We start from the raw sequence: 22,066 nt of genomic DNA, 5'->3' as shown, positions 1-22,066 counted from the left end.
ATGAGCTACTCGATAGCGGAAGCCGCTCGACGTAGCGGACTGTCCATCGACACCCTCCGGTACTACGAGCGCATCAAACTGCTCGACCCGCCCGCCCGTGACACCGCGGGCCGCCGGGCGTACTCCGACGACGACCTCAACTGGCTGGGTTTCCTGACCAAGCTGCGCACCACCGGCATGCCCATCAAGAGCATGCGCGAGTACGCGTCGCTGCGCCGCCGCGGCGTCGCGAGCGCGGGCCGCCGCAAGGCCCTGCTGGTGGAACAGCGCCGGTCGGTCGCCGAGCGGATCGCCGAACTGCAGGGGTGCCTCGACATCCTCGACTACAAGATCGAAAACTACGCCCAGGTCGAGCGCAACGTGCTCGGGGTGGAGCCCGGTATGGAGGAGATTTCCGCGTGAAGAACAGGAAGCTGGGCAGCCTGGAAGTCGGTGCCCAGGGGCTCGGCTGCATGGGGATGAGCCAGGCCTACGGCGTCCGCGACAACGACGACGAGTCGATCGCGACGATCCACCGGGCGCTGGAACTCGGCGTGACGCTGCTGGACACGGCGAACGTCTACGCGAACGGCGTCAACGAGGAACTGGTCGGCCGCGCGATCGCCGGCCGCCGCGACGGGGTCGTGCTCGCGACGAAGTTCGGCATCGTGTGGAACGACGGCGCGATGGGCGCCCGCGGCGACGCCGCGTACGTGAAGCAGTCGTGCGACGAGTCGCTGCGGCGGCTGGGTGTCGACCACATCGACCTCTACTACCAGCACCGCGTCGACCCGGATACGCCGATCGAGGAGACCTGGGGCGCGCTGGCTTCGCTGGTGGAGGCCGGGAAGATCCGGTACGCCGGGATTTCGGAGGCGAGCGCGGCGACGATCCGGGCCGCGCACGCGGTGCACCCGGTGACGGCGTTGCAGAGCGAATGGTCCCTGTGGACCCGCGGCATCGAAGGCGAGGTCCTCTCCACGTGCCGCGAGCTGGGCATCGGGATCGTCCCGTTCTCGCCGCTGGGCCGCGGGTTCCTGACGGGCGCGGTGACGTCGGTCGCCGACCTGCCGGCGGACGACATGCGCCGCGGCCTGCCGCGGTTCGCCGAGGGCAACCTCGAGCGGAACCTCGCGATCGTCGAGGCGCTGCGCAAGCTGGCCTCCGACAAGGGCGTCACCGCGGGGCAGCTGGCGCTGGCGTGGGTGCAGTCCCAAGGTGACGACGTGGTGCCGATCCCGGGGACGAAACGCCGCAAGTACCTCGAGGAGAACGTGGCCGCGGCTTCGCTGGAGCTGACGCCTTCGGATCTGGCGGCCATCGAGGCGGCGGCCCCCGCGGACGCGGTCGCGGGAGAGCGCTACCCGGAACGCCTCGCCCGCGCCGCCGGCCGGTAAGCAGTCTGCCGCGGCTTGTCGTGAGTGTTTAGGAGGGTTAGAACCCTCCTTACCACTCACGACCGGGGGCGTGCGTGCGTAAGTTACTTTCTCTGAGCCTTTTCTGAGATCTCCGGAGCAGGCTCGGCGCCGATCATGCGGTCGGTGCCGAGCCCCAGGAGGTCGTCGTGGCGGAGGAAGTGCTCGATTATCTGGTCGTCGGGGCCGGGCCCGCGGGACTGCAGCTGGCGCAGTCCCTCGGCCGCGCCGGTCACCGGTACCTGGTGCTGGAGGCCGGTTCCGCGCCCGGCCACTTCTTCGAAACCTTCCCGCGGCACCGGACCCTCATCTCCATCAACAAGAAGCACACCGGGTACACCGACCCGGAACTGCGGATGCGGATGGACTGGAACTCGATCCTCGCCGACGGCGACGACGATCCCGTCCTCTTCACCGACTACAGCGACAAGCTCTTCCCCAAGGCCGAGAACCTCCTCCGGTACCTCGCCGACTACGCGGCGAAGTACCGGCTCGCCATCCGCTACGACACCCGGGTGACGCGCATCCGGCGCGAGGGCGAAACTTTCGTTCTCACCGCGGGCGACACCGAATTCCGCGCGCACCGGCTGATCATGGCCACCGGCGTGACGAAGCCGTACATCCCGCAGTTCCCCGGCGTCGAGCTCATCGACCAGTACGTGGACGTCGACGTCGACCCGGCGAGCTTCACCGATCAGCGCGTCCTGGTGCTCGGCAAGGGCAACTCCGCCTTCGAGACCGCGGACAACCTGATCGAGCGGGCCGCGGTCGTGCACGTCGGCGGCCCGCGGCCGGTGAAGCTGGCCTGGCGCACGCACTTCGTCGGCCACCTCCGCGCCTACAACGCGGGCATCCTCGACATGTACCAGCTCAAGCTGCAGCACGCGATCCTCGACGGCGAGGTGCGCGAAGTCCGCAAGGACGCCGACGGCTACCACGTCAAGTTCGCCTTCGCCCGCGCCGACGAGGTCGTCAAGGAAATCCGCTACGACCGGGTGATCGGCTGCACCGGCTTCCGCTTCGACGCCTCGCTGTTCGACGAGGACTGCCGCCCCGAACTCACCATCGACGACCGGTTCCCGGCGCAGACGCCGAGCTGGGAGTCGGTCAACGTGCCGGGCCTGTACTTCGCCGGCACGATCACGCAGGTCCGCGACTTCAAGAAGGCCACCAGCGCGTTCATCCACGGCTTCCGCTACGGCGCCCGCGCCCTGGCCAAGGTGCTGAACGAGCGTCACCACGACGTCCCGTGGCCGCACACCGAGCTGCCCGCCAAACCGGACGCGCTGACCGAAGCGGTGATCACCCGGATCAACCGGACTTCCGGGCTGTACCAGCAGTTCGGCTTCCTCGGTGACGTCCTGGTCGTGGACGGCGACACCGCTCGCTACCTCGAAGAGGTGCCGGTCGACCGGGTCCTCGAAGACCCGCCGGAGGACGCCTACGTCGTCACCCTCGACTACGGCCCCGACCACGACAAGGTCGACCCGTTCGACTTCGTCGCCCGCGCCGCCCAGGACCGGGCCAACGACCGCGGCGAGGGCCACTACCTGCACCCGATCGTCCGGCACTACCGCCGCGGCGAGCTCGCCGCCACCCACCACGTCACCGAGAACCTCGAGAACGAGTGGGACCAGGAAGTCCACATCGGACCGCTGACCGCCTTCTTCACCCGGGAACTCTGATGCGGACGATCGCGGAGTTCGAGGCGGCGGCCCGCGAGCGCCTCGATCCCGCCCACTACGACTACTTCGCGGGCGGCGCGCAGGACGAAATCACCCTGCGGGAGAACGAAACCGCGTTCCAGCGGCTGCGGCTGCTGCCCCGGGTGCTGCGCGGCGGCGACAAGCGCGACCTGAGCCTGACGCTGCTCGGGGCGCCGTCGTCGATGCCGATCCTGGTCGCGCCCACGGCGTTCCACCGGCTCGCGCACCCCGACGGCGAACTCGCCACCGCCCGGGCCGCGGCGCGAGCGGGCACGATCATGATCGTCAGCATGGCCGCCACCACGGCGATCGAGGACATCGCCGCGGCCGCCCCGGACCTCGGCCTGTGGTTCCAGCTCTACCTGCAGCCGGACCTCGAGTTCACCGAGGCGATCGTCCGCCGGGCCGAGAACGCCGGTGTGCGGGCGTTCGTCGTCACCGTCGACTCGCCCGTGCTCGGCCGCCGCGAGCGCGACGACCGCAACGCCTTCCACGACCTGCCGCCCGGACTGGCCGTGGAGAACCTGCGAGACATCGGCGAGAACCGCAGCGGCGGCACCGCCAGCCACGTCCGCGACATCGTCATGTCGGCCCTGAACTGGGACCACATCGCCTGGCTGCGGTCGAAGACCAAGCTCCCGGTGCTGATCAAGGGCGTGCTCCACGCCGAAGACGCGCGGCTGGCCGTGCACCACGGCGTCGCCGGGATCGTGGTCTCCAACCACGGCGGCCGCCAGCTCGACACGGTGGCGGCGACCATCGACGTGCTGCCGGAGATCGCGGCGGCGGTCGGCGGGGCGGTCCCGGTCCTGCTGGACGGCGGGATCCGCCGCGGCACCGACGTCGTCAAGGCGCTCGCCCTCGGTGCGGACGCGGTCGGCGTCGGCCGCCCGGTGGTCTGGGGCCTGGCCGCGGGCGGCCGCGAAGGCGTCACCCAGGTCCTGGAGCTGCTGCGGGAGGACTTCGACCAGGCCCTCGCGCTGTGCGGCGGGCGGCGGCCGGCGGACCTGACGCCGGACCAGGTGCGGCGATGACCGGCACCGCGCTCGCCTGGCTGCCCGCCCGCGTCGTCGCGCTGCGGATGAAGATCTTTTCGCTGGTCAACGGCCAGGACGCGGTGACGATCCCGGGTCCGCAGGTCGGGGTCGCCGACTTCCGGCGCGTCTACGCCGACCCGGCGGCGAACGGCCGCAGCCGCGGCGCCGCGCTGTCCGACCTGTTCTGGTACTGGCTCTCGCCGGGTGCCGAGGTGCACCAGGAACACCTGGAACCCGGACCGCGCTACGACGAGGTCGCCAAGTGCACCCGGCACATCCTGGTCCGGTCCAAAAAGGACTCCGAGGACCTGACCCGGCGCGTCGCCCGCCGGGTCCTGGCCGGGGTCCGCCCGGGGCTCGTCCGGCTGCGCGACGAGATGATGCCGATCTGGGCCGAGCTGTACTACGAGCTGGTCTTCGACGAACCGTGCCCGCCGGAGGCGCGGGAGCTCATCGTGGCGCACGCGGACGACGTCGTCTCGGCCCTGAAGTGCGTGCGGCCGCGGAACATGCGGCGCCGGGCGCGGCTGACGCGGTACCTCAGGCGGCGCCTCGCCGACGTCCCGCACCCGCTGCCGGAGTCCCTGACCCCGGAGGAGCAGGCGTACTACCTGCAGGGGACGTTCTTCACCACCGCCGTCGTGCAGATGTCGGAGGCGATGGCGCACCTGCTGATGATCATCGCGCAGGACGACGGCCTCCAGCGGCGGCTCGCCGCCCACCCGGAGGACCTCGACGGCGTCATCGACGACGGGCTGCGCGCGTTCCCGCTGTTCGGCATCGCGCACCGGATCGCCACCGCCGACATCGAGCTGGCGCACCTGACCATCCCGGCGGGGACGGTCCTGTGCTTCAGCTACCCGGACTTCGCCGCCCAGACCGGACGGGACGACTTCATCCCGTTCGGCGTCGCGCAGAACCGGGCCTGCCCGGCCCGCGGGCTCGCGCCGCCGACCATGCGGATCGTGGCGCAGGAGGTGCTGCGCCGCTTCGACCTCGCCTCGACGGCCGGGCACACGCGCTCGATCCCCAACCGCGGCCCGGCGCTGCTGACACCCCGCGGAGCTCGCCGGCGGCGAGTGCCGCTGGTGTGGATCTCGGTCCGCGACCGCTGGGAAGACGTCTGGCGCAGCCTCGCCCAGCTCGTCTTCGGCACGTACATGGTGCTCGACGCCCGCAAGAAAGCCCTCTGCTCGACCTACTTCGCCGGAGGTAACCGATGAGCCCGTCCGAAGCGGCACCGGTCTTCTTCCTCGCCGTCGTGGTGATCCTCGTGGTGGTCCGGCTGGTCTGCCTGGCCGCGGTCAAGCTCGGCCAGCCGCCGGTGGTCGGCGAGATGATCTCCGGGGTGCTGCTGGGCCCGTCGCTGCTCGGGCTGCTGCTGCCGGGCGTGCAGGCGGCGCTGTTCCCGGACGGCATCCGCTCGCTGCTCTACGTCGGCGGCCAGATCGGCCTGGTCATCTACATGTTCGGCGCCGGGTACGAGTTCAACATCGGCAGCGTCCGGGAGTCGCGGAAGTCGGTCGCGGCGATCTCGTCGGCCGGGACGCTGGTGCCGCTGGTGCTCGGGGTCGGCGTCGCGGTGGTCGGCACGTCGTGGGTCGGCATCGGCAAGGAGGGCGTTTCGCCGGCGACGTCGGCGGCCTTCGTCGGGGTGGCGCTGGCGATCACGGCGTTCCCGATGCTGGCCCGGATCATCACCGAACGCGGGATCGCCTCGACGAAGTTCGGCTCGCTGGCGCTGGCCTGCGGTGCGCTGGACGACGTGCTGGCGTGGCTGCTGCTGGCCGTCGTGCTGGGCATGCACGCCGGGTCGGCCGGGCCGGTGGCGCTCGCGCTGGGCGGCGGGGTGCTCTTCGCCGGGCTGGTGTTCGTCATCGGGCGGCGGCTGCTGGCGAAGGCGATGGCCAGCGAGCGCATGGGGGTCGACCAGCGGGTGCTCGTCACCGCGATGACGTTGTTCGCCGCCGCCTGGTTCACCGACAAGATCGGCCTGTACGCGGTGTTCGGCGCGTTCTGCGTCGGGATCGCGTTCCCCCGGACCCCCGCCGCCGATGCCGTGCTCGCGAAGATCATGCCGATCGGGCGGATCGTGTTCCTCCCGCTGTTCTTCACCTACTCCGGCCTGAACACGCGGTTCGCGTTGCTGGCCGACCCGAAGCTGCTGGCGTTCGCCGTGCTGTGCGTGGTGGTCGCCATCATCGGGAAGCTGGGGGCGTCCTGGGGCGCGGCCCGGCTGGCGGGGGAGCCGCCGGCGATCGCGACCCGCGTCGGCGTGCTCGTCAACGCGCGCGGGCTGATGCAGCTGATCGCGCTCAACGTCGGGCTCGCCGCGGGGATCGTCTCGCCGGCGTTGTTCACGGTGCTGGTGCTCGTCGCGCTGGTCACCACGATCATGACCGCCCCGGTGCTGGGCTGGCTCGACCGCCGGGATGCCCGCAAGGGGAGCACCGAGGTAGTCCTGACGGCCGAACCGGTTCCGCTGACCGGGAAAAGTTGAGTGTTCAAACTCGGAAAATCACTGCCAGTATGGATCTGTGCGCGATGGGGTGGCGAAACCGCGAGTGCTGCTGGTCGAGGACGACCGCGAACTGGCGGGCATGCTCGCGGAGCTGCTCGTGGACGAAGGCTACGAAGCCGACGCGGCGCACGACGGCCAGCGGGGCCTGCACCTCGGGCTCACCGGGCACTACGACGTGATGGTCATCGACCGGCGGCTGCCGGTGCTCGACGGCCTGGAGCTGCTCCGGCAGCTGCGGGCCCGGGCGGTGACCACGCGGGTGCTGGTGCTCTCGGCGCTGGGCGAGGTGGCCGACCGCGTCGCCGGGCTCGACGCGGGGGCGGACGACTACCTCGTCAAGCCGTTCGAGGCCGAGGAGCTGCTGGCCCGGCTGCGCGCGCTGGGCCGCCGTGACCTCGAAGGCGCCGAGAGCCTCCCGCTCGGCACGGCGGCGCTCGACCTGCTGCGGCACGAGGTCGTGCTGCCGCGCGGCGAGCGGATCACGCTGTCCGGGCGGGAGTTCGAGCTGCTCCGGACGCTGGCGCAGCGGCCGAAGGCGATCCACCCGCGGTCGGCGCTGCGCACGCGCGTGTTCGCCGACTCGACCGGGGAGTCCATTGTGGACACCTATGTGTACTACCTGCGGCGCAAGCTCGGCCGCGACGTCGTCCGGACCGTGCACGGCCTCGGGTACCAGATCGGCGCGGTATGAGCACCGACCCCGAGGCGCGGGCCCTGCGGCGGGCGCGGTGGGCGATCACCGCGCAGATCGCCGTCGTGGTGTCGCTGCTGGTGGCCGTCGCGGGCGCGATCGCGTACGGGATGCTGCTGTCCGGCCAGCACGCCGACGCCGACCGGACGCTGGCCAGGACGATCCAGCTCGGCCCCGGCACGACCCCGCCCGGCTGCGTCTGGCTGTTCACGCCGTCCGCGCACGCGCCCGCTGGGCCACCGCCGCCGGGGATGCCGCTGCCCGAGCTGGACGCGCTGGTGCCGGCGTCCGGCGACGTCCACACCGAACGGCGGCTGATCGACGGGATGAGCCACACGATCCGGGTGGAGAACCACGGTGGCGTCGTCTCGCAGGCGTTCTTCGAGGAGCGCTACCAGATCCAGGACCGCGCGTCGCTGCTGTTCGGGCTCGGCGTCGCCGAGGCGCTGGCGCTGCTGGCGGCCCTGGTGAGCGGGCGGGTGCTGGCGCGCCGGGCGATCCGGCCCCTGGAGGACGCGCTGCGGCGGCAGCGGACGTTCGTCGCGGACGCGTCCCACGAGCTGCGCGCCCCGCTGACCCGGCTGCACACGCGGGCGCAGCTGCTGGCCCGGCGGGCGTCCGGCCGCGACGCGGCCGAGCTCGACCAGCTGGTGCGCGGCACGCGCGAGCTCGGCGAAGTCGTCGAGGACCTGCTGTTGTCGGCGCAGGCGTGCGGCGAACGGCCGTCGCTGGTACCGGTGGAGCTGGGGGTGCTCGCGGAGGAGGCGGTCGCGGCGGAGGCGGTGCGCGCGGGCGAGGGCCGGGTCCGGCTGGCGGTGACCCGCGAGCGGCGGCCGTACCTCGTCCAGGGCGTGCCGACGGCGTTGCGCCGCGTGCTGTCGGCGTTGCTGGACAACGCACTCGGCCACACCCCGCCGGGCGGCTCGATCGAGGTGTGGCTCGGCGTCCCGGACGAACACCACGTGGAACTGCGCGTCCGCGACACGGGCGTGGGCTTCCCCCAGGCCGACGCGGACCGCATCTTCGAGCGCTTCGCCCGCGGCTCCGACGGCGACGGCCGCCGCTTCGGCCTCGGCCTCGCCCTGGTCCGCGAGGTGGTGACGGGCCACGGCGGCACCATAGCGGCCGCCGCCCGCCCCGGAACCGGAGCAACATTCACCCTCCGCCTCCTCCGCGCCGACCCCACGGGGAATCACGCGTGATCCCACGGGCATCACGCGTGATTGAAGGGGCATCAGCGCGATGCCTCCCCAATCACGGGTGATGCCCCTCTGATCACGCGTGATGCCCTCCCAATCACGGGTGATGCCTCTGGGGGCCAGGGCGAACCGGTTTACGCCAGCAGGGCCTGCACCGCCGCGGGCGCGTCCGCGACCGCGACCGAGCTCTGCTCGCGCGTCGCCAGGCTGCGGACCGTCACGGTGCCCGCCGCCCAGTCCTCCTGGCCGACGATCACCACCGCGACCGCGCCCGCCTTGTCCGCGCGGGTCAGTTCCTTGCCCAGCTTGCGGTGCTCGATCGGGGTCGACGTCCGCAGCCCCGCGGTGCGCAGCGACGCCGCCACCGAACGGGCCGCGTCGAAGAGGTCCTCGGTCACCGGGATCACCATGACGTCGACCTCGTTGCGCGGGGCCGGGGTCAGGCCATGCGTGTCGAGGAAGTCCATCAGCGTCACGTCACCCATGCCGAACCCGATGCCCGGGATCTGCTGCGGCGTGAACATCGACGCCAGGTCGGCGTACCGGCCGCCGCCGAACAGGGCGCGGCGGTTCTCCGGCGAGGTGTCGAAGACCTCGAACACCGTCGACGTGTAGTACGCCAGCCCGCGCACGATCATCGGCTCGTACTTGACCAGGGAACCCGCGCTGCTGTTCAGGACGCGGACCAGGTTCGACTGCTCCCGCACCTCGGACGGCAGCTCGTCGAGCAGCGCCTCGCCCGCGCCGAGCGTCTCCGCGAGCTTCTCGAACTGCTTGTCCGAAAGCCCGATCTCGGCGGCGTTCTCGGCCAGCTTCTCGCGCGGGTACTTCTCCCAGCGGTCGACCAGCGCGAACACCTGGCTCAGGTGGTCCTGCGACACCCCGGCGACGTCGGTGAGCGCCGACGTCAGCAGGTTCCGGTCGTTGACGCGCAGCACGAACATGTCCGGCGTCGCGCCGAGCGCGGCCATCAGGTCGTGCACCAGCTCGAAGATCTCGATCTCGCAGTTGGCGCTGTCGGAGCCGAAGATGTCCGCGTTGATCTGCCAGTGCTCACGCACCCGGCCGCGCTGCGGCGCCTCGTACCGGTGGCAGTTCGGGTGGCTGTACCAGCGGACCGGGAACGACAGCGACTTCGCGCTCCCGGCGATCATCCGCGCCACCGACGGCGTCATCTCGGGCCGCAGCGCCAGCCGCCGCCCGCCCTTGTCGGTGAGCGTGTACAGCTGCTTGTCCGCGATCTCCTGGCCGGACTTGCGCTCGTAGATCTCGGCCGACTCGAGGATCGGGCCGTCGTAGCGGAGGAAGCCGCGGCGCTCGAGGACGTCGTAGAGATGACCGAACACCTGGGTACGCACGGACATTTCGGCGGGCAGGAAGTCCCGGGTCCCCTTGTAGGGCGCGGTCGGCAGGTATTCAGGCACGTCACCAGCTTAACGACCGGCCGCGACCGGCTTTTCAGGGGAAGGCGACCCCGTACGCGGTGAGCAGCACCGCCGCGGCCAGCAGCACCGCGCCCACCGATGTCACGCGGCCGCCGAGCTTGCCCTGGTTCGGGAGCAGGTGGAGGAAGAAGCCACCCGATTGGGCGAGGATGCCGAACAGCAGCAGGAAGCAGGCGATCCACAACGCCGGGCCGGACAGCGTCGTGCGGCTCAGGATCTGCAGCGCGACCAGGGCGAGGACCAGCAGGACTCCGGCGTGCGCGTGGCCGGCGCGGAACATCGCGCGCTGGTGTTCGGTCAGCTTCCGGTCCCGCAGGACGCCCATCAGCGCGTAGCCGCCGTACATCACGGTCGGCAGCGAGACCAGGGCGATCACCGTGAACAGCTGGGTGGGTCCGTGCATCGGGGGCTCCTTCGAGGCGGGGTAGCGCAACAGTAACACTGTTTTAAAACCCTGTCACCAAACTAGGCATTCCCCGGTCGGGGAACTAGGCGGGACGCCCCTGGGCGAGCACCAGCAAGGGGTTGCGCAGCGCGGCGAGCGACGCGAGCGGGTCGCCTTCGACGACCAGGACGTCCGCCGCGAGCCCGGGCGCCAGGCGGCCGGTCACCGAAGCGAGGCCGAGCCCGGCCGCGCTGTCTTCGGTCGCGATCTCCAGGATCCGGCGCCGCGGGAAGCCGAGCCATTCGTACAGCTCCAGCGCGCCCGCGGGGTCGTCGAACACCGAACCGGCCAGTCCCGCGTCCGTCCCGGCGAGCAGCCGGACGCCCTGCTCCTCGAGCCACGGCAGCCGCCCGTACATCGCCTGCCCGAGCTCCTCGCCGAGCCGCTCGACGATCGTCCGCCAGTTGCGGCTGCTCGTCGAGCACGCCGAAATCCCCTCGGCGGCCATCCGCTTCGCCACCGGCTCCCGGCGGTCGAACGAACGCGGCCCGGTCATGAAGCTGCAGTGCTCGACCGTCGACACCCCGGCGTCGACGGCGGCCTCGATCGCGTCGGCGCCGTGGGCGTGCGCGGCCACCGGCAGCCCGTGCGCCGCCGCGTGCGCGACGACCACCGACAGCTGCCGGGCGTCGAACTGCGACTCCCACATGTCGGCGCCGCCTTGGGTGATCTGGCCGCCGCTGGCCATCACCTTGATCACGTCCGCGCCCGCGGCCGCGTTGGCGTCGATCAGGGCGCGGATTTCGTCGTCCGAAGCCGTTTCACCGCCAAAAAAGTGGCAATGCCCGCCCGGCACGGTGATCGGCGGGCCGGACACCAGCAGCCGCGGCGCCACCGAGCCCTCGAACGAACGCCGGACGGCCGCGCCGAGGTGCCCGCGGTCGCCGAGGTCCCGCACGGTCGTGACGCCGCTGCGCAGCATCGCCGTGAGCCGCGAGCGCGCACCCTCCAGGAGGTCGTCGCTTGCGGAGAAGTGGGCCAGCATCTCCCGCGAGGCGTCGAACGCCAGGTGCACGTGGACGTTGAAGAGCCCGGCGAGCGCGGTCCCGGTGGGGAAGTCGTGCCGCGACGCGTCCGGCGCGGCCTGCGCGACGACGCCGGCCCGCGGCCCCGCCGCGACGATCACGCCGTCGCGCACCAGCACGGCGCCGTCGTCGACCGGGGTGGCCGGTCGCGGCAGCACCCGGCCGGCGGTGATCAAGGTGTCCACGTCACGTCCCGTTCGCCAGCGCGGCCGACAGCGCGAGCAGCGGCCGGACGTCGGATTCGAGGTCGTCCGCCCCGGCGGGGAGGACCTGTTTCGCGCGGCCGTCGCTCGCTTCGCCCGCCGCGTGCCGGGCCAGCGCCGCCTTCAACGCGGCCGCCGCGGCACCGGGATCGGTGGCGACGACCTCGCCGAAGTCCGCGTCCAGGTACGGCGACAGCTGCACCAGGCCGTCCCGGATCTCGATCACCCGGCGGTAGTGCACGCGGTGCACGCCGCGCGGGGACAGCCGGTCGCCGCGCCGCGGCGGCGTCCGCAGCACGATGCTGGGGAACGCGCGGACCAGGACCGTCCACAAGGGAGCCAGCGACCGGTGTTCGCGCCGGTGCTGGCGGCGGCGCCGCAGCGCCGACACCCGCGCCCGCAGCCCGGGGTAGGTGACACCGGTGAGGAACAGCATCCCGCCGACGATGACGAACGGCACGCCCAGCAGGAGCAGGACCTTGACGACCGGGCCGAACGCCCACGCGACCACGATGTACAGCGCGCGGAAGATGCTGCCGGCCGCCGCGCTGGCCATCCCGATCGCGCTCAGCCGCAGGCCGATCCGCAGGTTCCGGTCGGCCACCCGCTGATACCGCACGATCCAGGCCGTGCAGGCGATGAGACCGTAGATCAGGTAGAGCCCGGCGCCGAGGTAGAACGCCGCGACCCAGCTGTCGTGGATCGTCGACGGCCCCAGCGGCAGGCCCCGCAGCTCCGGCGGGGTCAGGCTCATCGTGACGACCATCAGCGCGATCGCCGCGGCCAGCGGCACCAGCTCCAGCGTCACCCGGCGGTAGCGCCGCGGGCCCAGTGCCGAGCCGAGGAAGAAGATCAGCAGCGCGCAGATGCCGCACGCCAGCAGGGCGTTGTTCGCCACCCGCGCCGCGCCGCGGCCGAACAGCGCGTCCACCTCGTCGGAAATCACGGTCTGCTGCAGCAGGAACGCCGCCGCGAAGCCGGCCACGCACGCGGTGACGGCCCAGTTGGGCACCGTCGGCGCGCGCGTCACCTGGTAGATCCGCCACGCGAGCGCGGCGGCGAACAGCACCAGAGCGATCAGGTTGACGGGACTGAAAAGCGTGCTCACAACCACCCTTGGTGATCGCCGAGCGCTCCCTGGATCCGGCGGAGATCCCGGTCAGCGGCGCGCCGGGGGATCGTGTAGTTCAGGACGGACGCCCATTCGAGGATGATCGTCGCGACCGTTTCGGCTTCCCACTCGTGCGCGTCATCGTAGGACGAACGGCGCAGGGCGCGGTGTACGGCATCCGGGTCGAGATCCGTGGCCGGGCCGCGCAGGAAGTCCGCCGGCTCGGCGTCGCCGTGCGGGTGGTGATCGGCCAGCATGTGGCCGAGTTCGTGCAGGATGATGTGGTCCTGGTGGGATTTCGTCGTTTCGGCCTGGTAGAAGATGTAGTCCGCGGACGACGTCGCGATCCAGCAGCCGAACGGCCCGGGCACCTCCAGCGGGTACGCCAGCAGCCGGATCGGTCGCCCGCGCCGCTCGCCGAGCCGCGCGCACAGCACCTCGACGTCCAGCGGCGGCCCGATGTCGAGGTCCTTGAGGAGTTTCCGGCAGCGGCGGCGCAGTTCGCGCTCCTTCATCGCGCCGGTTCTTCCGGGTGCCGGCCCTCGCGCTCGGCCCGCTCGTAGCGTTCGACGAGCTCCAGCAGGTCCATCACCTGCCGGCGGCCCTGCGGCGACAGCTCCTGCGCCCGCATCGCCATCAGCTGGGCCTCGCCGGCGGGGACCGCGGCCACCTCTTCGTCGAAGAAGTACGTCACCGGCACCCCGAACAGCTTCGCCAGCGCTTCGACGTAGTGGATCTTCGGGTTGACCCGCTTGCCGGTGGCGAGCTGCTGCAGGTACGCGGGCGACATCGCCGGGCCGCCCGCGCGCTCGACGGCGGCGGAGATCTCCCGGTAGCTGTGCGGTGCCCGGCCGTCCACGCGCGCGGCCTCGATCAGGGCGCTCAGGCGCTCCGCGAAGGTGCGTTCCCGTGCCATCTCCACCCCCTGGGAATTCAGCCGCGGAAATTCTAACCGCAAACCACTGTACGCACTTGTTGACAGCCGTCGTATGCAGTGGTTTACAGTTGGCTCGCCTCTCGCCCTGGCTGTCCGTGCCCTGGGGGTGCACGGAACGGTCAAGGCGAGAGGTTGTCGCGCCTTCGACTCGTCATGATCGGCCGTCTGTAGTACGCTTTGGGGGCCAAGGTTGATCGCCCTAGTGGCGAACCCTTGGCCACGGCCTGTTGCCGGAGGTCGACCCCCAGGGCTTCCGGTGACAGGCCCCTTTAATTTCCGGGCATCAGGGTCGCGGCCAGCGTTGAACCCAGTTCGCTGCACGCTTCCAGCGTCGCTTTGTCCGGTTCACCTGTTGTGATGACGGGTTCGGCCGCTTTGGCCCACGACAACCCGGTCGTGATGGCCAGCAGCTGGCGTTCCGTGCCCGAAGTGTCGCTGTTGCCGTGAATCCAGTACCCGAACGAGCGACCACGCGTCGCGTCCAGGCACGGGTAGTAGATCGTGTCGAAGAAGTGCTTCAGCGCGCCGCTCATGCTGCCGAGGTTCGCCGGCGTGCCCAGCAGGTAGCCGTCCGCTTCCAGGACGTCGGGGACTCCTGCCCCCAAGGCCGCGCGGCGGACCACCTCCACCCCTTCGATGTCCGGGTGCGTCGCGCCCGCCACCACCGCTTCGAACAACGCCTGCGTCGACGGCGACGGCGTGTGGTGGACGATCAGCAGCCGCGCCATCAGGCGAGCAGTTCTTCGACGTCCGCCCGCAACGCCGTCAACCGTTCCTGCGCCACGTCGCGCGCGCTGCCCACCACCTGCAGGTACGCCTTCAGCTTCGGCTCGGTCCCCGACGGCCGGACGACCACCCGCACCCCTTCGCCGGTCAGGCGCACGACGTCGGCGTCGGGCAGCAGGTCTTCGAGGGTGACTTCGACGCCGCCGAGGCGAGACGGCGGGGTTTTCCGCACCTTCGCCATCAGCTGCCCGCGGACCGCCAGGTCCGTGACCCGCAGCGAAACCTGGTCGGTCAGGTGGACGCCGTGGCGCTGCGCCAGCTCGTCGAGCACGTCCAGCGGCGTGCGGCCCTGCGCCTTCAGCTGCGCCGCCAGCCCCGCGGCCAGCGTCGCGGCGGCGATGCCGTCCTTGTCGCGCACGAAACCCGGGTTCACGCACAGACCGAGCGCTTCTTCGTAGGCGAACACCAGTCCTTCGCCCGCTCGCACCAGCCACTTGAAGCCGGTCAGCGTCTCGGCGTAGCGGGCGCCCTCGGCCTTCGCGATTTCGCCGAGCATCGACGACGACACGATCGTGGTGGCCACCAGCGGGTCCGGCAGCACCGTGCGGTCCACTGTGGACAACACGTGCGAGCCGAGCAGCACGCCGGTCTCGTCGCCGCGCAGCATGCGCCAGCGGCCGTCCCGCTCGCGCACGCCCAGCGCGCACCGGTCGGCGTCCGGGTCGAGCGCGATCGCCAGGTCGGCGTCCACTTCGGACGCCAGCTCGAGCAGCAGGTCCGTCGCGCCCGGCTCCTCCGGGTTCGGGAACGACACCGTCGGAAAGTCGGGGTCCGGCGACGCCTGCGCGCCCACCAGGTGCAGGTCGGTGAACCCGGCCCGCTCGAACGCCGCGCGCAGCGTGTCGGCGCCGACGCCGTGCAGCGCCGTCGCGGCCACGCGCACCGCGCGCTCGGACCCCATCGGCAGCGCCGCGACCTCGTCGAGGTAGCGGTCCAGCAGGTCGACGACCTCGGCCCCGGGCGCCCGCGGCACGCTCACCGCGGCCGGCGCGGCCTGGATGGCCCGCTCGATCTCGCCGTCGGACGGCGGCACGATCTGCCCGCCGGTGGCGTCGTAGAGCTTGTAGCCGTTGTCGGCCGGCGGGTTGTGCGACGCGGTGATCTGGATGCCGGCCACCGCGCCGAGCCGTCCGACGGCGAAGGCGAGCACCGGCGTCGGCAGCGGCCGGGGGAACACCTTGACGTCGAACCCGGCCGCGGTCAGCACCTCGGCGGCCGCGGTCGCGAAGGCTTCCGAGCCGTGCCGCGCGTCGCGGCCGACGACGACCAGCGCGCCCGCGTGCCCGTGCGCCGTCAGCCAGTCGGCCACCCCGGCGGTGGTGCGCGTGACGACGGCCACGTTCATCCCGTTCGGCCCGGCGCGCACCGGGCCGCGCAGCCCGGCGGTGCCGAACTCCAGCGGCCCGGCCATCCGGTCGGCGAGGTCTTCGGCGGCGCCGGGTTCGCCGTCCTCCGCCTTCGCCAGCACGGCCTGCAGTTCGGCGCGGGTGCGTTCGTCCGGGTCGTCGGCGATCCAGCGGAAAGCTGCGTCGCGCTGGGTGAAATCGGTCGTCACCGGGCCAGCCTACGGGCTAAGGTCGGGTAAGTGCGCTTACTCTTCACCTCTCTGGGGTCCTTCGGCCACACCTTCCCGCTCGTCCCGCTGGCGGTCGCCGCGCGCGAGGCGGGCCACGACGTCACCTTCGCCACCTCGGAAGACTTCCTGCCGCAACTGACGAAGGCCGGGCTCGAAACGGCGGCGGCCGGGCTCGCCATCAAGGACGCGTTCGGGCAGGCGTTCGGCGAGTCGGGTCCGCCCGGCCCGCGGCGCCCGCCCGGCGAGATCCCCCGCGAAGAACTGTTCCCGATCGTCGCCAAGGTCTTCGGCGAGCTGATGCCGAAGCGGTTCCTCGCCGACCTGCTGCCGCTGTTCGAGCACGTCCGGCCCGACCTCGTGGTGAGCGAGGCGGCCAATTCGGGCGGGGCGTTCGCCGCGATGCGGGCAGGGATCCCGGTGGTGGCGCACGGTTTCGGCCGCGTGTCGACCGGCGACCCGATGACCACGAAGATCCGGGACGCGATCCGCGAGCACGGCGCCGAGCTGGGCATCGAGATCGGCGAGGACCTGGCGTTCGGCGGCCCGTTCGTCGACATCTGCCCGGAATCGGTGCAGGACCCGGGGTTCCTGGCGCGCACCCACCGGGTGCCGCTGCGCCCGGTCGGCTGGAGCGAGCCGGGCGAGCTGCCGCCGGGCGTGCTGGACAAGCGGCGTCCGCTGGTCTACCTGACGCTGGGCACGGCGATGGGGCACGCGGGCGTGCTCACCGAGGCGATCACCGGTCTGTCCGGTTTGGACGTCGACGTCCTGGTCGCCACCGGCCCGTCGCTGCCTGAAGACGCGCTGGGCGAGGTCCCGGAGAACGTCCGGCTGGAGGCGTGGGTCCCGCAGGCGGCGCTGCTCCCGCACGTCGACCTGGTGGTCCACCACGGTGGCAGCGGCACGACGCTCGGCGCGTTCGGCGCGGGCCTGCCCCAGCTGCTGATGCCGCAGGGCGCGGACCAGTTCACCAACGCGGACGCGGTGGTCGCGGCCGGCGTCGGCGACCGCCTGCTCGGCGCTGAGGTCACGGCCGAAGCCGTCGCCACGAAGGCCCGCCGCCTCCTCACGGACACGTCGGTCCGCGACGCGGCCGACGCCCTGGCCACCGAGGTCGCGGCGATGCCGTCCCCGGCCGAGGTGGCCGCGCAACTCCCCACCCTGGCCTGAGTTCCGGCTCCGATCACGCGAGTTCCGGCTTGAATCACGCACTCACGTGATTCAAGCCGGAACTCGGGGTCAGGCGCGGGTGACGAGTTCCCGCAGCAGGGAGCCCATCTGGGTGGCTGCGGCGCGGCCGGCTTCGAGGACTTCCTGGTGGTTCAGCGGTTCGCCGGTCATGCCCGCGGCCAGGTTCGTCACCAGGGACAGGCCGAAGACCTCGACGCCGGCCGCGCGGGCGGCGATCGCCTCCAGGACCGTCGACATGCCGACCAGGTCCGCGCCCAGCGTGCGCAGCATCCGGATTTCCGCCGGCGTCTCGAAGTGCGGCCCGGTCAGGCCCGCGTAGACGCCTTCTTCGAGCGAGCTGTCGATCTCCTGGGCGATCTTCCGCAGCCGGGCCGAGTACAGGTCCGTCAGGTCGACGAAGTTCGCGCCGACGATCGGGGAGCGCGCGGTCAGGTTGAGGTGGTCGGAGATCAGCACCGGCTGACCGACGCGGAAGCCCTCGCGCAGGCCGCCCGCGGCGTTCGTCAGCAGCACCGTCCGGACGCCGGCCGCCGCCGCGGTGCGCACGTTGTGCACCACCGGGTCGATGCCCTTGCCCTCGTAGAAGTGCGTCCGGCCGAGCATGACCAGGACGTGCTTGTCCCCGATCTTCAGCGACCGGATGGTGCCGCCGTGGCCCACCGCGCCGGGCGTGGTGAAGCCGGGGAGCTCGGCGAACGGGATTTCCGTCTCGCACTCCCCGATGACGTCCGCCGCCGGGCGCCAGCCCGAGCCCAGGACCACCGCGATGTCGTGCGCGTCAACACCGGTGCGCTTGGCGATGGCGCTCGCGGCCTCTTGTTCACTCATGCGAGGGAGCGTAACCGGACGGCCCGCACCACCAGGAACACCACCAGGCCGAACGGCGAGAGGAAGATCGTCAGCAGCAGGATCGGGCTGACGATCCACGGCGAAATCCCGCGCGCCCGCCCCTCGAAGTACATCCAGCGGGCGATGAACAGGTCGAACGCGATGAGGTGCGCCCAAACCAGCCCGGCGCCCCACGGCGTCGCGAGCAGCGTCTGCAGGACGCCGAGGTCGGGCCGCAGCATCGCCCGCCCCCACTCGCCGAAGTGCGGCAGCTCCAGCGCGAAGTAGCAGACCAGCGGCAGCAGCGGCACCCACGGCGAGGCCATGATCCGCTCGGTCCACCGCCACTTCGGCGCGAGGATCATCAGCGCCCAGAACGGCGCGGCCAGCGGGAACGCCAAGGTGAACAGCGTCATCGGACCGCCGTCCGCTCCGGCGCGCGGACGACGGCCAGCGCGCCCAGCCCGACGGCCGCGACCAGCAGCGCGAACGCCCACAGCGTCACCGCGTCCGGGTGCACGATCGACTGCGCCCGCAGCGCCTGCCAGGTGACCAGCGCGGTCAGCCCCGCGTACCCGGCCGCGCCGACCAGGACGAGCCGCGCGCGGACGCCGTCGGCACGCAGCCGCGGGAAGCGCCGGGCCAGCGCCGCCAGCGCGATGGCGAGCAGCGGCAGGGCCTGCAGCGCGTGCATCCCGACGAAGTGCGGGATCCGCAGGTCGCCGGCCACCGTGCTCCAGCCGAGCAGGGGCAGGCCGGGGCCGCCGTCCTCGATCCCGACGGTGTGCGCGCCGACCATCGACGGCGCCGAGCCGGTCTTCCACTGCGCGAGCTGCTGCGCGGTCGGCGACGTCATCAGGATGCCCAGCGAGATCCCCGCCAGCGACAGGACGGCACCCGCGCGCACCGCCCAGAAGCTCGCCCGGTCGGGCACCTTCGTGAACATCACCAGCACGGTCAGGACCAGCGTGGCCACCCAGAGAGCCATGATCATCTTGCCCATGACGTTGTAGATCAGGGCGTCCTGCGGCGTCGCGTTGTTGAAGTGGCTGGCGTGGCCACGTGCGGCCTGGAACACGAGGAGAACGTACTCGGCCGCGAAGATCAGGACGAGGAAGTCCGTCAGCAGGCCCGCCGCCCGCCGGAACCGCGGCAGCAGCGAGACGAGCCAGCTCCAGGTGGCGAAGTAGAGCGCGCCGGACACGGCGAACTTGACCGGCTTGGCCCAGATCGGCGCACCGGCCAGGGTCCGCTGGTCGACGACGAGGGCGGCGAGCCCCAGCAACGCCACCACCCCCAGGACGACGGCCGCGATCGCGGACGGCCGGTGCCAGGAGTTCGTTCTGCTCCGGAGATCGGCGAGGATGGTCATGGTTCCCTCCCAGAATGGATAGTCAAGCTCTCCGTTATGGGAAGTTAAGCTATCCATTCTGAGAAGTCTTCAGGGTTGTCCCGGAGACCGACCCCGGACATTGGAGCGGATGCGCATGCGGATGGCCGAACTGAGCGCCCAGTCGGGGGTGCCGGTCGCGACCGTCAAGTACTACCTGCGCGAGGGCCTGCTCCCGCCCGGCGAGCGCACCAGCCCGAACCAGGCGCGGTACTCCGCGGCGCACGTCCAGCGGCTGCGGCTGATCAAGGCGCTCACCGACGTCGGCGGGCTGCCACTGGCGTCGGTCGGCGCCGTGCTGACCGCGATCGACGGCGACGAGACCCCGCACCGGACGATGGGCGTCGTCCAGGAGGAGCTGGCCGGGCCCGCGCCGAAGGTGTCCGAGGAGGCCGCGGAATGGGCGACCGGGCTGCTCGAAGCCGTCGTCCGGGAGAACGGCTGGAAGTGGCACGAGCCGGGCGGCGCGGCGATGGACAACCTCGTCGCCGCGCTGGCCACGGCGAAGGAGCTCGGGCAGGACAAGCTGACCGAGCGGCTCGGCGAGTACGCGCGGCTGGCGGTGCGCGTCGCGGAAGTCGACATCGGCGTGGTGGCCGGGCTGACCTCGGTGGACAAGATCATCGAGGCGGGCGTGGTCGCCACCGTGCTCGGCGACCGGATCTTCGCCGGCCTGCGCCACCTCGCGCAGGAGCAGGTGTCCCGCGAGGTGCTCGGCGGCGGCGCTAGTCCGAAACGCTGAGCGTCTTCGCGACGCGGTCGAAGACGTCCTGGCCCGAGCTCTCCTGCTCGGCCGGCACGGTGACGGACAGCAGCCACAGGCTCGTGCCCGCCTGGATCAGGTTCATGAACGTCACGCGGGTGCCGCCGCCACCGCTTTCGGGCAGCGCGCCGCCCTCGGCGAGGCGGTAGGTCAGCGTCGTGCCCTTGCCGTCCGGTAGCGGCGACGGCCCGAAGAGAGCGAAGGCGTTGGCCGGGTAGGACCCCTTCAGCCAGGTGATGTACTCGCCGTCGTCGGGGAACTCGGCGAAGTACTTCGCCAGCCGTTCCACCCGCAGCGACCGGCGGCCGTCGGGGGACACGTACTGGACGGCGGTGCTCGCCCCGAACTTCGTGGTGGTGTGCGGGGCGACGAACTTCTGCCACCCCTGCGGCACGGCGAGCCCGAACTGCCCGCCGTTGCCGGTCGCGTAGCTCGCGTCGCCGGACTGCTGCACCAGCGACGGCGGCGGCACGTCGGTGGGGCCGTTCGACGTGCTCCGCGGGACGGCGGCCGGCGGGAACAGCGACTGGCCGCCGACCGTCCTGGCCAGCGCGAACCCGCCGCCGGCGGCGAGCAGGAAGAGCAGGATCGCGATCGCGACGAGCACCGCGGTGGCCGTGGCGCTGCGGCGGCTCACCCGCGGCGGCGGGACGAACACCGTCGGCGGGTCCGTGGCCGGTGCCGGGGCCGGGGCCGGCGGGCGCAGGAACGGCAGCGGCCCGGGATCGGCGGCGAGCTCGCTGCTCGACCCCTCGGCCTGCTTCTCCGCCTTGTCCGTGGCCTTGTCGGGCAGGACGGTCTTGATCACCTGCGTGTCGGTCGCGTCCGGCTGCGCGGACGTCTTCTTGCCGTCCGGGGTGTGGAACAGCTCAGGGCCGAACAGGTCGAGCGGGGTCTTCGTCTGCAGCGGGTACAGCCGGTGCCGGACGTCCCGCAGCGTGATCCGGCGGCCCGGCTCCTTCGTCATCAGCGCGCTGATGACGTCGGCCAGCGGGCCGGCCTTCGGCTTCGGCACCTTCCCGTTGACCACCTTGCCGACCGTCTCCAGCGGATCGCCGTCGGCGTCGTACGGCGGCGCGCCCTCGACCGCGGCGAACAGCGTCGCGCCGAGGCCCCAGAGGTCCGCGGCCGGCGTCACGGCGCCGCCGGAAGCCACCTCCGGCGCGATGTAGGCGGGGGAGCCGAGCATGATCCCGGTGCGGGTCATGGTCGCCTCGGAGACGTTGCGGGCGATGCCGAAGTCGGTCAGCTTGATCCGGCCGTCGCTGGCCACCAGGACGTTGCCCGGCTTGACGTCGCGGTGGGTGATGCCGGCGGCGTGCGCGGCCTCCAGCGCGGACGCCACCGCGATGCCGACCGCGGCGGCCTGCCCGACGGTCAGCGGCCCGTGGTCGCGCAGGATGTGCGCCAGGCTGCGCGAAGGCAGCAGCTCCATCACCACGAACGGCTGGTCGTCCTCGCGGGCGACGTCGTGCAGGATGATCACGTTGGGGTGGGAGAGCACGGCGATGGCGCGGGCCTCGCGCAGCGTGCGCTCCCGCAGCTCGTCCGCCTGCGACGCCGGGATGCCCGGCGGGACCTTCATCTCCTTGACGGCCACCTGCCGGTGCAGGAACTCGTCGTAGGCCGACCAGACGGTGCCCATCGACCCGGAGCCGAGCACCGAACGCAGCCGGTAGCGACCGGCGACCACTCGTGTCTCTTCGCTGGAGGGGGGCACCCGCCAATTGTGGCGTACGGGACCGGCAGTCCCTGCAAGCTGGCCCCTAACCTGGCCCGGGCGTGCCCCCTAGCGCGACCAGACTCACAGGTCGGAGC

At 71.9% G+C, this 22,066-nt stretch carries 22 protein-coding genes; 10 read left to right on the top strand and 12 right to left on the bottom strand.

All coding sequences use genetic code 11. The features are described 5' to 3' along the window. From OO60_RS12815 to OO60_RS12780, 8 genes are all read left to right on the top strand, one after another. Positions 1-402, top strand: coding sequence for a MerR family transcriptional regulator (locus OO60_RS12815; RefSeq protein WP_003064062.1), 402 nt, complete (start codon positions 1-3; stop codon positions 400-402). Positions 403-452: 50 nt separating this feature from the next. Next, entirely contained in the window at positions 453-1,376 is a 924-nt protein-coding gene (locus OO60_RS12810; RefSeq protein WP_240490619.1) for an aldo/keto reductase, read from the top strand. A gap of 167 nt (positions 1,377-1,543) precedes the next feature. Further along, positions 1,544-3,079: an NAD(P)-binding domain-containing protein gene (locus tag OO60_RS12805; protein ID WP_003064056.1), complete on the top strand. Its 1,536-nt coding sequence runs from the start codon at positions 1,544-1,546 to the stop codon at positions 3,077-3,079. Continuing rightward, on the top strand, positions 3,079-4,134 hold the full coding sequence (locus tag OO60_RS12800) for an alpha-hydroxy acid oxidase (RefSeq protein WP_003064053.1): 1,056 nt from the start codon (positions 3,079-3,081) through the stop codon (positions 4,132-4,134). The genes OO60_RS12805 and OO60_RS12800 overlap by 1 nt, the downstream gene beginning before the upstream one ends. Next, complete coding sequence (locus OO60_RS12795) at positions 4,131-5,360, top strand: cytochrome P450 family protein (RefSeq protein WP_033261410.1); 1,230 nt, start codon at positions 4,131-4,133, stop codon at positions 5,358-5,360. Before OO60_RS12800 ends, OO60_RS12795 begins: the two co-directional genes overlap by 4 nt. After that, positions 5,357-6,637, top strand: coding sequence for a cation:proton antiporter (locus OO60_RS12790; protein WP_003064047.1), 1,281 nt, complete (start codon positions 5,357-5,359; stop codon positions 6,635-6,637). The genes OO60_RS12795 and OO60_RS12790 overlap by 4 nt, the downstream gene beginning before the upstream one ends. 64 nt (positions 6,638-6,701) lie before the next feature. Further along, positions 6,702-7,349, top strand: a complete 648-nt coding sequence (locus OO60_RS12785) for a response regulator transcription factor (protein ID WP_003064044.1) — start codon at positions 6,702-6,704, stop codon at positions 7,347-7,349. Further along, a complete protein-coding gene (locus OO60_RS12780; protein ID WP_033261409.1) occupies positions 7,346-8,551 on the top strand; it encodes a sensor histidine kinase in 1,206 nt (401 codons plus the stop codon). The genes OO60_RS12785 and OO60_RS12780 overlap by 4 nt, the downstream gene beginning before the upstream one ends. A 131-nt stretch (positions 8,552-8,682) precedes the next feature. Here OO60_RS12780 and hisS read toward each other — a convergent pair whose 3' ends face one another. The 8 genes from hisS to OO60_RS12740 all read right to left on the bottom strand — a co-directional run bounded on the left by hisS (position 8,683) and on the right by OO60_RS12740 (position 16,055). After that, the gene (gene hisS / locus OO60_RS12775; RefSeq protein WP_033261408.1) at positions 8,683-9,972 is read right to left on the bottom strand and encodes a histidine--tRNA ligase; all 1,290 of its coding nucleotides are present in this window, start codon (positions 9,970-9,972) and stop codon (positions 8,683-8,685) included. Positions 9,973-10,006: 34 nt separating this feature from the next. Then, a complete protein-coding gene (locus tag OO60_RS12770; protein ID WP_003064036.1) occupies positions 10,007-10,396 on the bottom strand; it encodes a hypothetical protein in 390 nt (129 codons plus the stop codon). 85 nt (positions 10,397-10,481) lie between these two features. Then, positions 10,482-11,648 (bottom strand): amidohydrolase family protein, encoded by a 1,167-nt coding sequence (locus OO60_RS12765; RefSeq protein WP_033261407.1) that lies wholly within the window; start codon positions 11,646-11,648, stop codon positions 10,482-10,484. A 1-nt stretch (position 11,649) separates the two neighbouring features. Further along, entirely contained in the window at positions 11,650-12,774 is a 1,125-nt protein-coding gene (locus tag OO60_RS12760; RefSeq protein ID WP_033261406.1) for an MAB_1171c family putative transporter, read from the bottom strand. After that, entirely contained in the window at positions 12,771-13,292 is a 522-nt protein-coding gene (locus tag OO60_RS12755; RefSeq protein WP_033261405.1) for a hypothetical protein, read from the bottom strand. Before OO60_RS12755 ends, OO60_RS12760 begins: the two co-directional genes overlap by 4 nt. Next, complete coding sequence (locus OO60_RS12750; protein WP_033261493.1) at positions 13,289-13,693, bottom strand: helix-turn-helix transcriptional regulator; 405 nt, start codon at positions 13,691-13,693, stop codon at positions 13,289-13,291. Before OO60_RS12750 ends, OO60_RS12755 begins: the two co-directional genes overlap by 4 nt. Positions 13,694-13,983: 290 nt before the next feature. Further along, positions 13,984-14,442, bottom strand: coding sequence for a flavodoxin family protein (locus tag OO60_RS12745; RefSeq protein ID WP_033261404.1), 459 nt, complete (start codon positions 14,440-14,442; stop codon positions 13,984-13,986). Continuing rightward, complete coding sequence (locus tag OO60_RS12740) at positions 14,442-16,055, bottom strand: phospho-sugar mutase (RefSeq protein WP_033261403.1); 1,614 nt, start codon at positions 16,053-16,055, stop codon at positions 14,442-14,444. Before OO60_RS12740 ends, OO60_RS12745 begins: the two co-directional genes overlap by 1 nt. A gap of 30 nt (positions 16,056-16,085) precedes the next feature. On the opposite strand from OO60_RS12740, the gene OO60_RS12735 reads away from it, so the two are divergent. Beyond that, complete coding sequence (locus OO60_RS12735; RefSeq protein ID WP_033261402.1) at positions 16,086-17,246, top strand: glycosyltransferase; 1,161 nt, start codon at positions 16,086-16,088, stop codon at positions 17,244-17,246. 69 nt (positions 17,247-17,315) lie between these two features. On the opposite strand, the gene OO60_RS12730 is transcribed toward OO60_RS12735, so the two are convergent. From OO60_RS12730 to OO60_RS12720, 3 genes are read right to left on the bottom strand one after another with little or no spacing between them, the layout of a single operon-like run. Beyond that, a complete protein-coding gene (locus OO60_RS12730) occupies positions 17,316-18,095 on the bottom strand; it encodes a purine-nucleoside phosphorylase (RefSeq protein WP_004561323.1) in 780 nt (259 codons plus the stop codon). Further along, positions 18,092-18,511: an ABA4-like family protein gene (locus OO60_RS12725; protein WP_004561324.1), complete on the bottom strand. Its 420-nt coding sequence runs from the start codon at positions 18,509-18,511 to the stop codon at positions 18,092-18,094. Before OO60_RS12725 ends, OO60_RS12730 begins: the two co-directional genes overlap by 4 nt. Next, positions 18,508-19,467 carry a hypothetical protein gene (locus OO60_RS12720; protein ID WP_033261401.1) on the bottom strand — a complete coding sequence of 320 codons (960 nt, stop codon included), beginning with the start codon at positions 19,465-19,467 and terminating at the stop codon, positions 18,508-18,510. Before OO60_RS12720 ends, OO60_RS12725 begins: the two co-directional genes overlap by 4 nt. Positions 19,468-19,576: 109 nt before the next feature. Between OO60_RS12720 and OO60_RS12715 the strand changes: the two genes are divergently transcribed. Next, positions 19,577-20,227, top strand: coding sequence for a MerR family transcriptional regulator (locus tag OO60_RS12715; RefSeq protein ID WP_240490853.1), 651 nt, complete (start codon positions 19,577-19,579; stop codon positions 20,225-20,227). Here the strand turns inward: OO60_RS12715 and OO60_RS12710 are convergent. Continuing rightward, a complete protein-coding gene (locus OO60_RS12710; protein ID WP_051767678.1) occupies positions 20,211-21,941 on the bottom strand; it encodes a serine/threonine-protein kinase in 1,731 nt (576 codons plus the stop codon). The two genes, OO60_RS12715 and OO60_RS12710, sit on opposite strands and share 17 nt — an antisense overlap. Positions 21,942-22,066 lie beyond the last annotated feature (125 nt).

The organism is Amycolatopsis vancoresmycina, from assembly GCF_000716785.1.
GTDB classification, from domain to species: Bacteria; Actinomycetota; Actinomycetes; order Mycobacteriales; family Pseudonocardiaceae; genus Amycolatopsis; species Amycolatopsis vancoresmycina.
Note: the sequence above shows the minus strand (reverse complement) of the source record. Positions and strands in the feature narration are given on the sequence as shown.

Coding starts and splice junctions, on each gene's coding strand:
- OO60_RS12815 (WP_003064062.1), top strand. CDS start 1: ATGAGCTACTCGATAGCGGAAGCCGCTCGACGTAGCGGACTGTCCATC.
- OO60_RS12790 (WP_003064047.1), top strand. CDS start 5,357: ATGAGCCCGTCCGAAGCGGCACCGGTCTTCTTCCTCGCCGTCGTGGTG.
- OO60_RS12720 (WP_033261401.1), bottom strand. CDS start 19,467: ATGACCATCCTCGCCGATCTCCGGAGCAGAACGAACTCCTGGCACCGG.
- OO60_RS12795 (WP_033261410.1), top strand. CDS start 4,131: ATGACCGGCACCGCGCTCGCCTGGCTGCCCGCCCGCGTCGTCGCGCTG.
- OO60_RS12750 (WP_033261493.1), bottom strand. CDS start 13,693: ATGGCACGGGAACGCACCTTCGCGGAGCGCCTGAGCGCCCTGATCGAG.
- OO60_RS12745 (WP_033261404.1), bottom strand. CDS start 14,442: ATGGCGCGGCTGCTGATCGTCCACCACACGCCGTCGCCGTCGACGCAG.
- OO60_RS12725 (WP_004561324.1), bottom strand. CDS start 18,511: ATGACGCTGTTCACCTTGGCGTTCCCGCTGGCCGCGCCGTTCTGGGCG.
- OO60_RS12810 (WP_240490619.1), top strand. CDS start 453: ATGGGGATGAGCCAGGCCTACGGCGTCCGCGACAACGACGACGAGTCG.
- OO60_RS12730 (WP_004561323.1), bottom strand. CDS start 18,095: ATGAGTGAACAAGAGGCCGCGAGCGCCATCGCCAAGCGCACCGGTGTT.
- OO60_RS12755 (WP_033261405.1), bottom strand. CDS start 13,292: ATGAAGGAGCGCGAACTGCGCCGCCGCTGCCGGAAACTCCTCAAGGAC.
- OO60_RS12800 (WP_003064053.1), top strand. CDS start 3,079: ATGCGGACGATCGCGGAGTTCGAGGCGGCGGCCCGCGAGCGCCTCGAT.
- OO60_RS12780 (WP_033261409.1), top strand. CDS start 7,346: ATGAGCACCGACCCCGAGGCGCGGGCCCTGCGGCGGGCGCGGTGGGCG.
- OO60_RS12770 (WP_003064036.1), bottom strand. CDS start 10,396: ATGCACGGACCCACCCAGCTGTTCACGGTGATCGCCCTGGTCTCGCTG.
- OO60_RS12715 (WP_240490853.1), top strand. CDS start 19,577: ATGCGCATGCGGATGGCCGAACTGAGCGCCCAGTCGGGGGTGCCGGTC.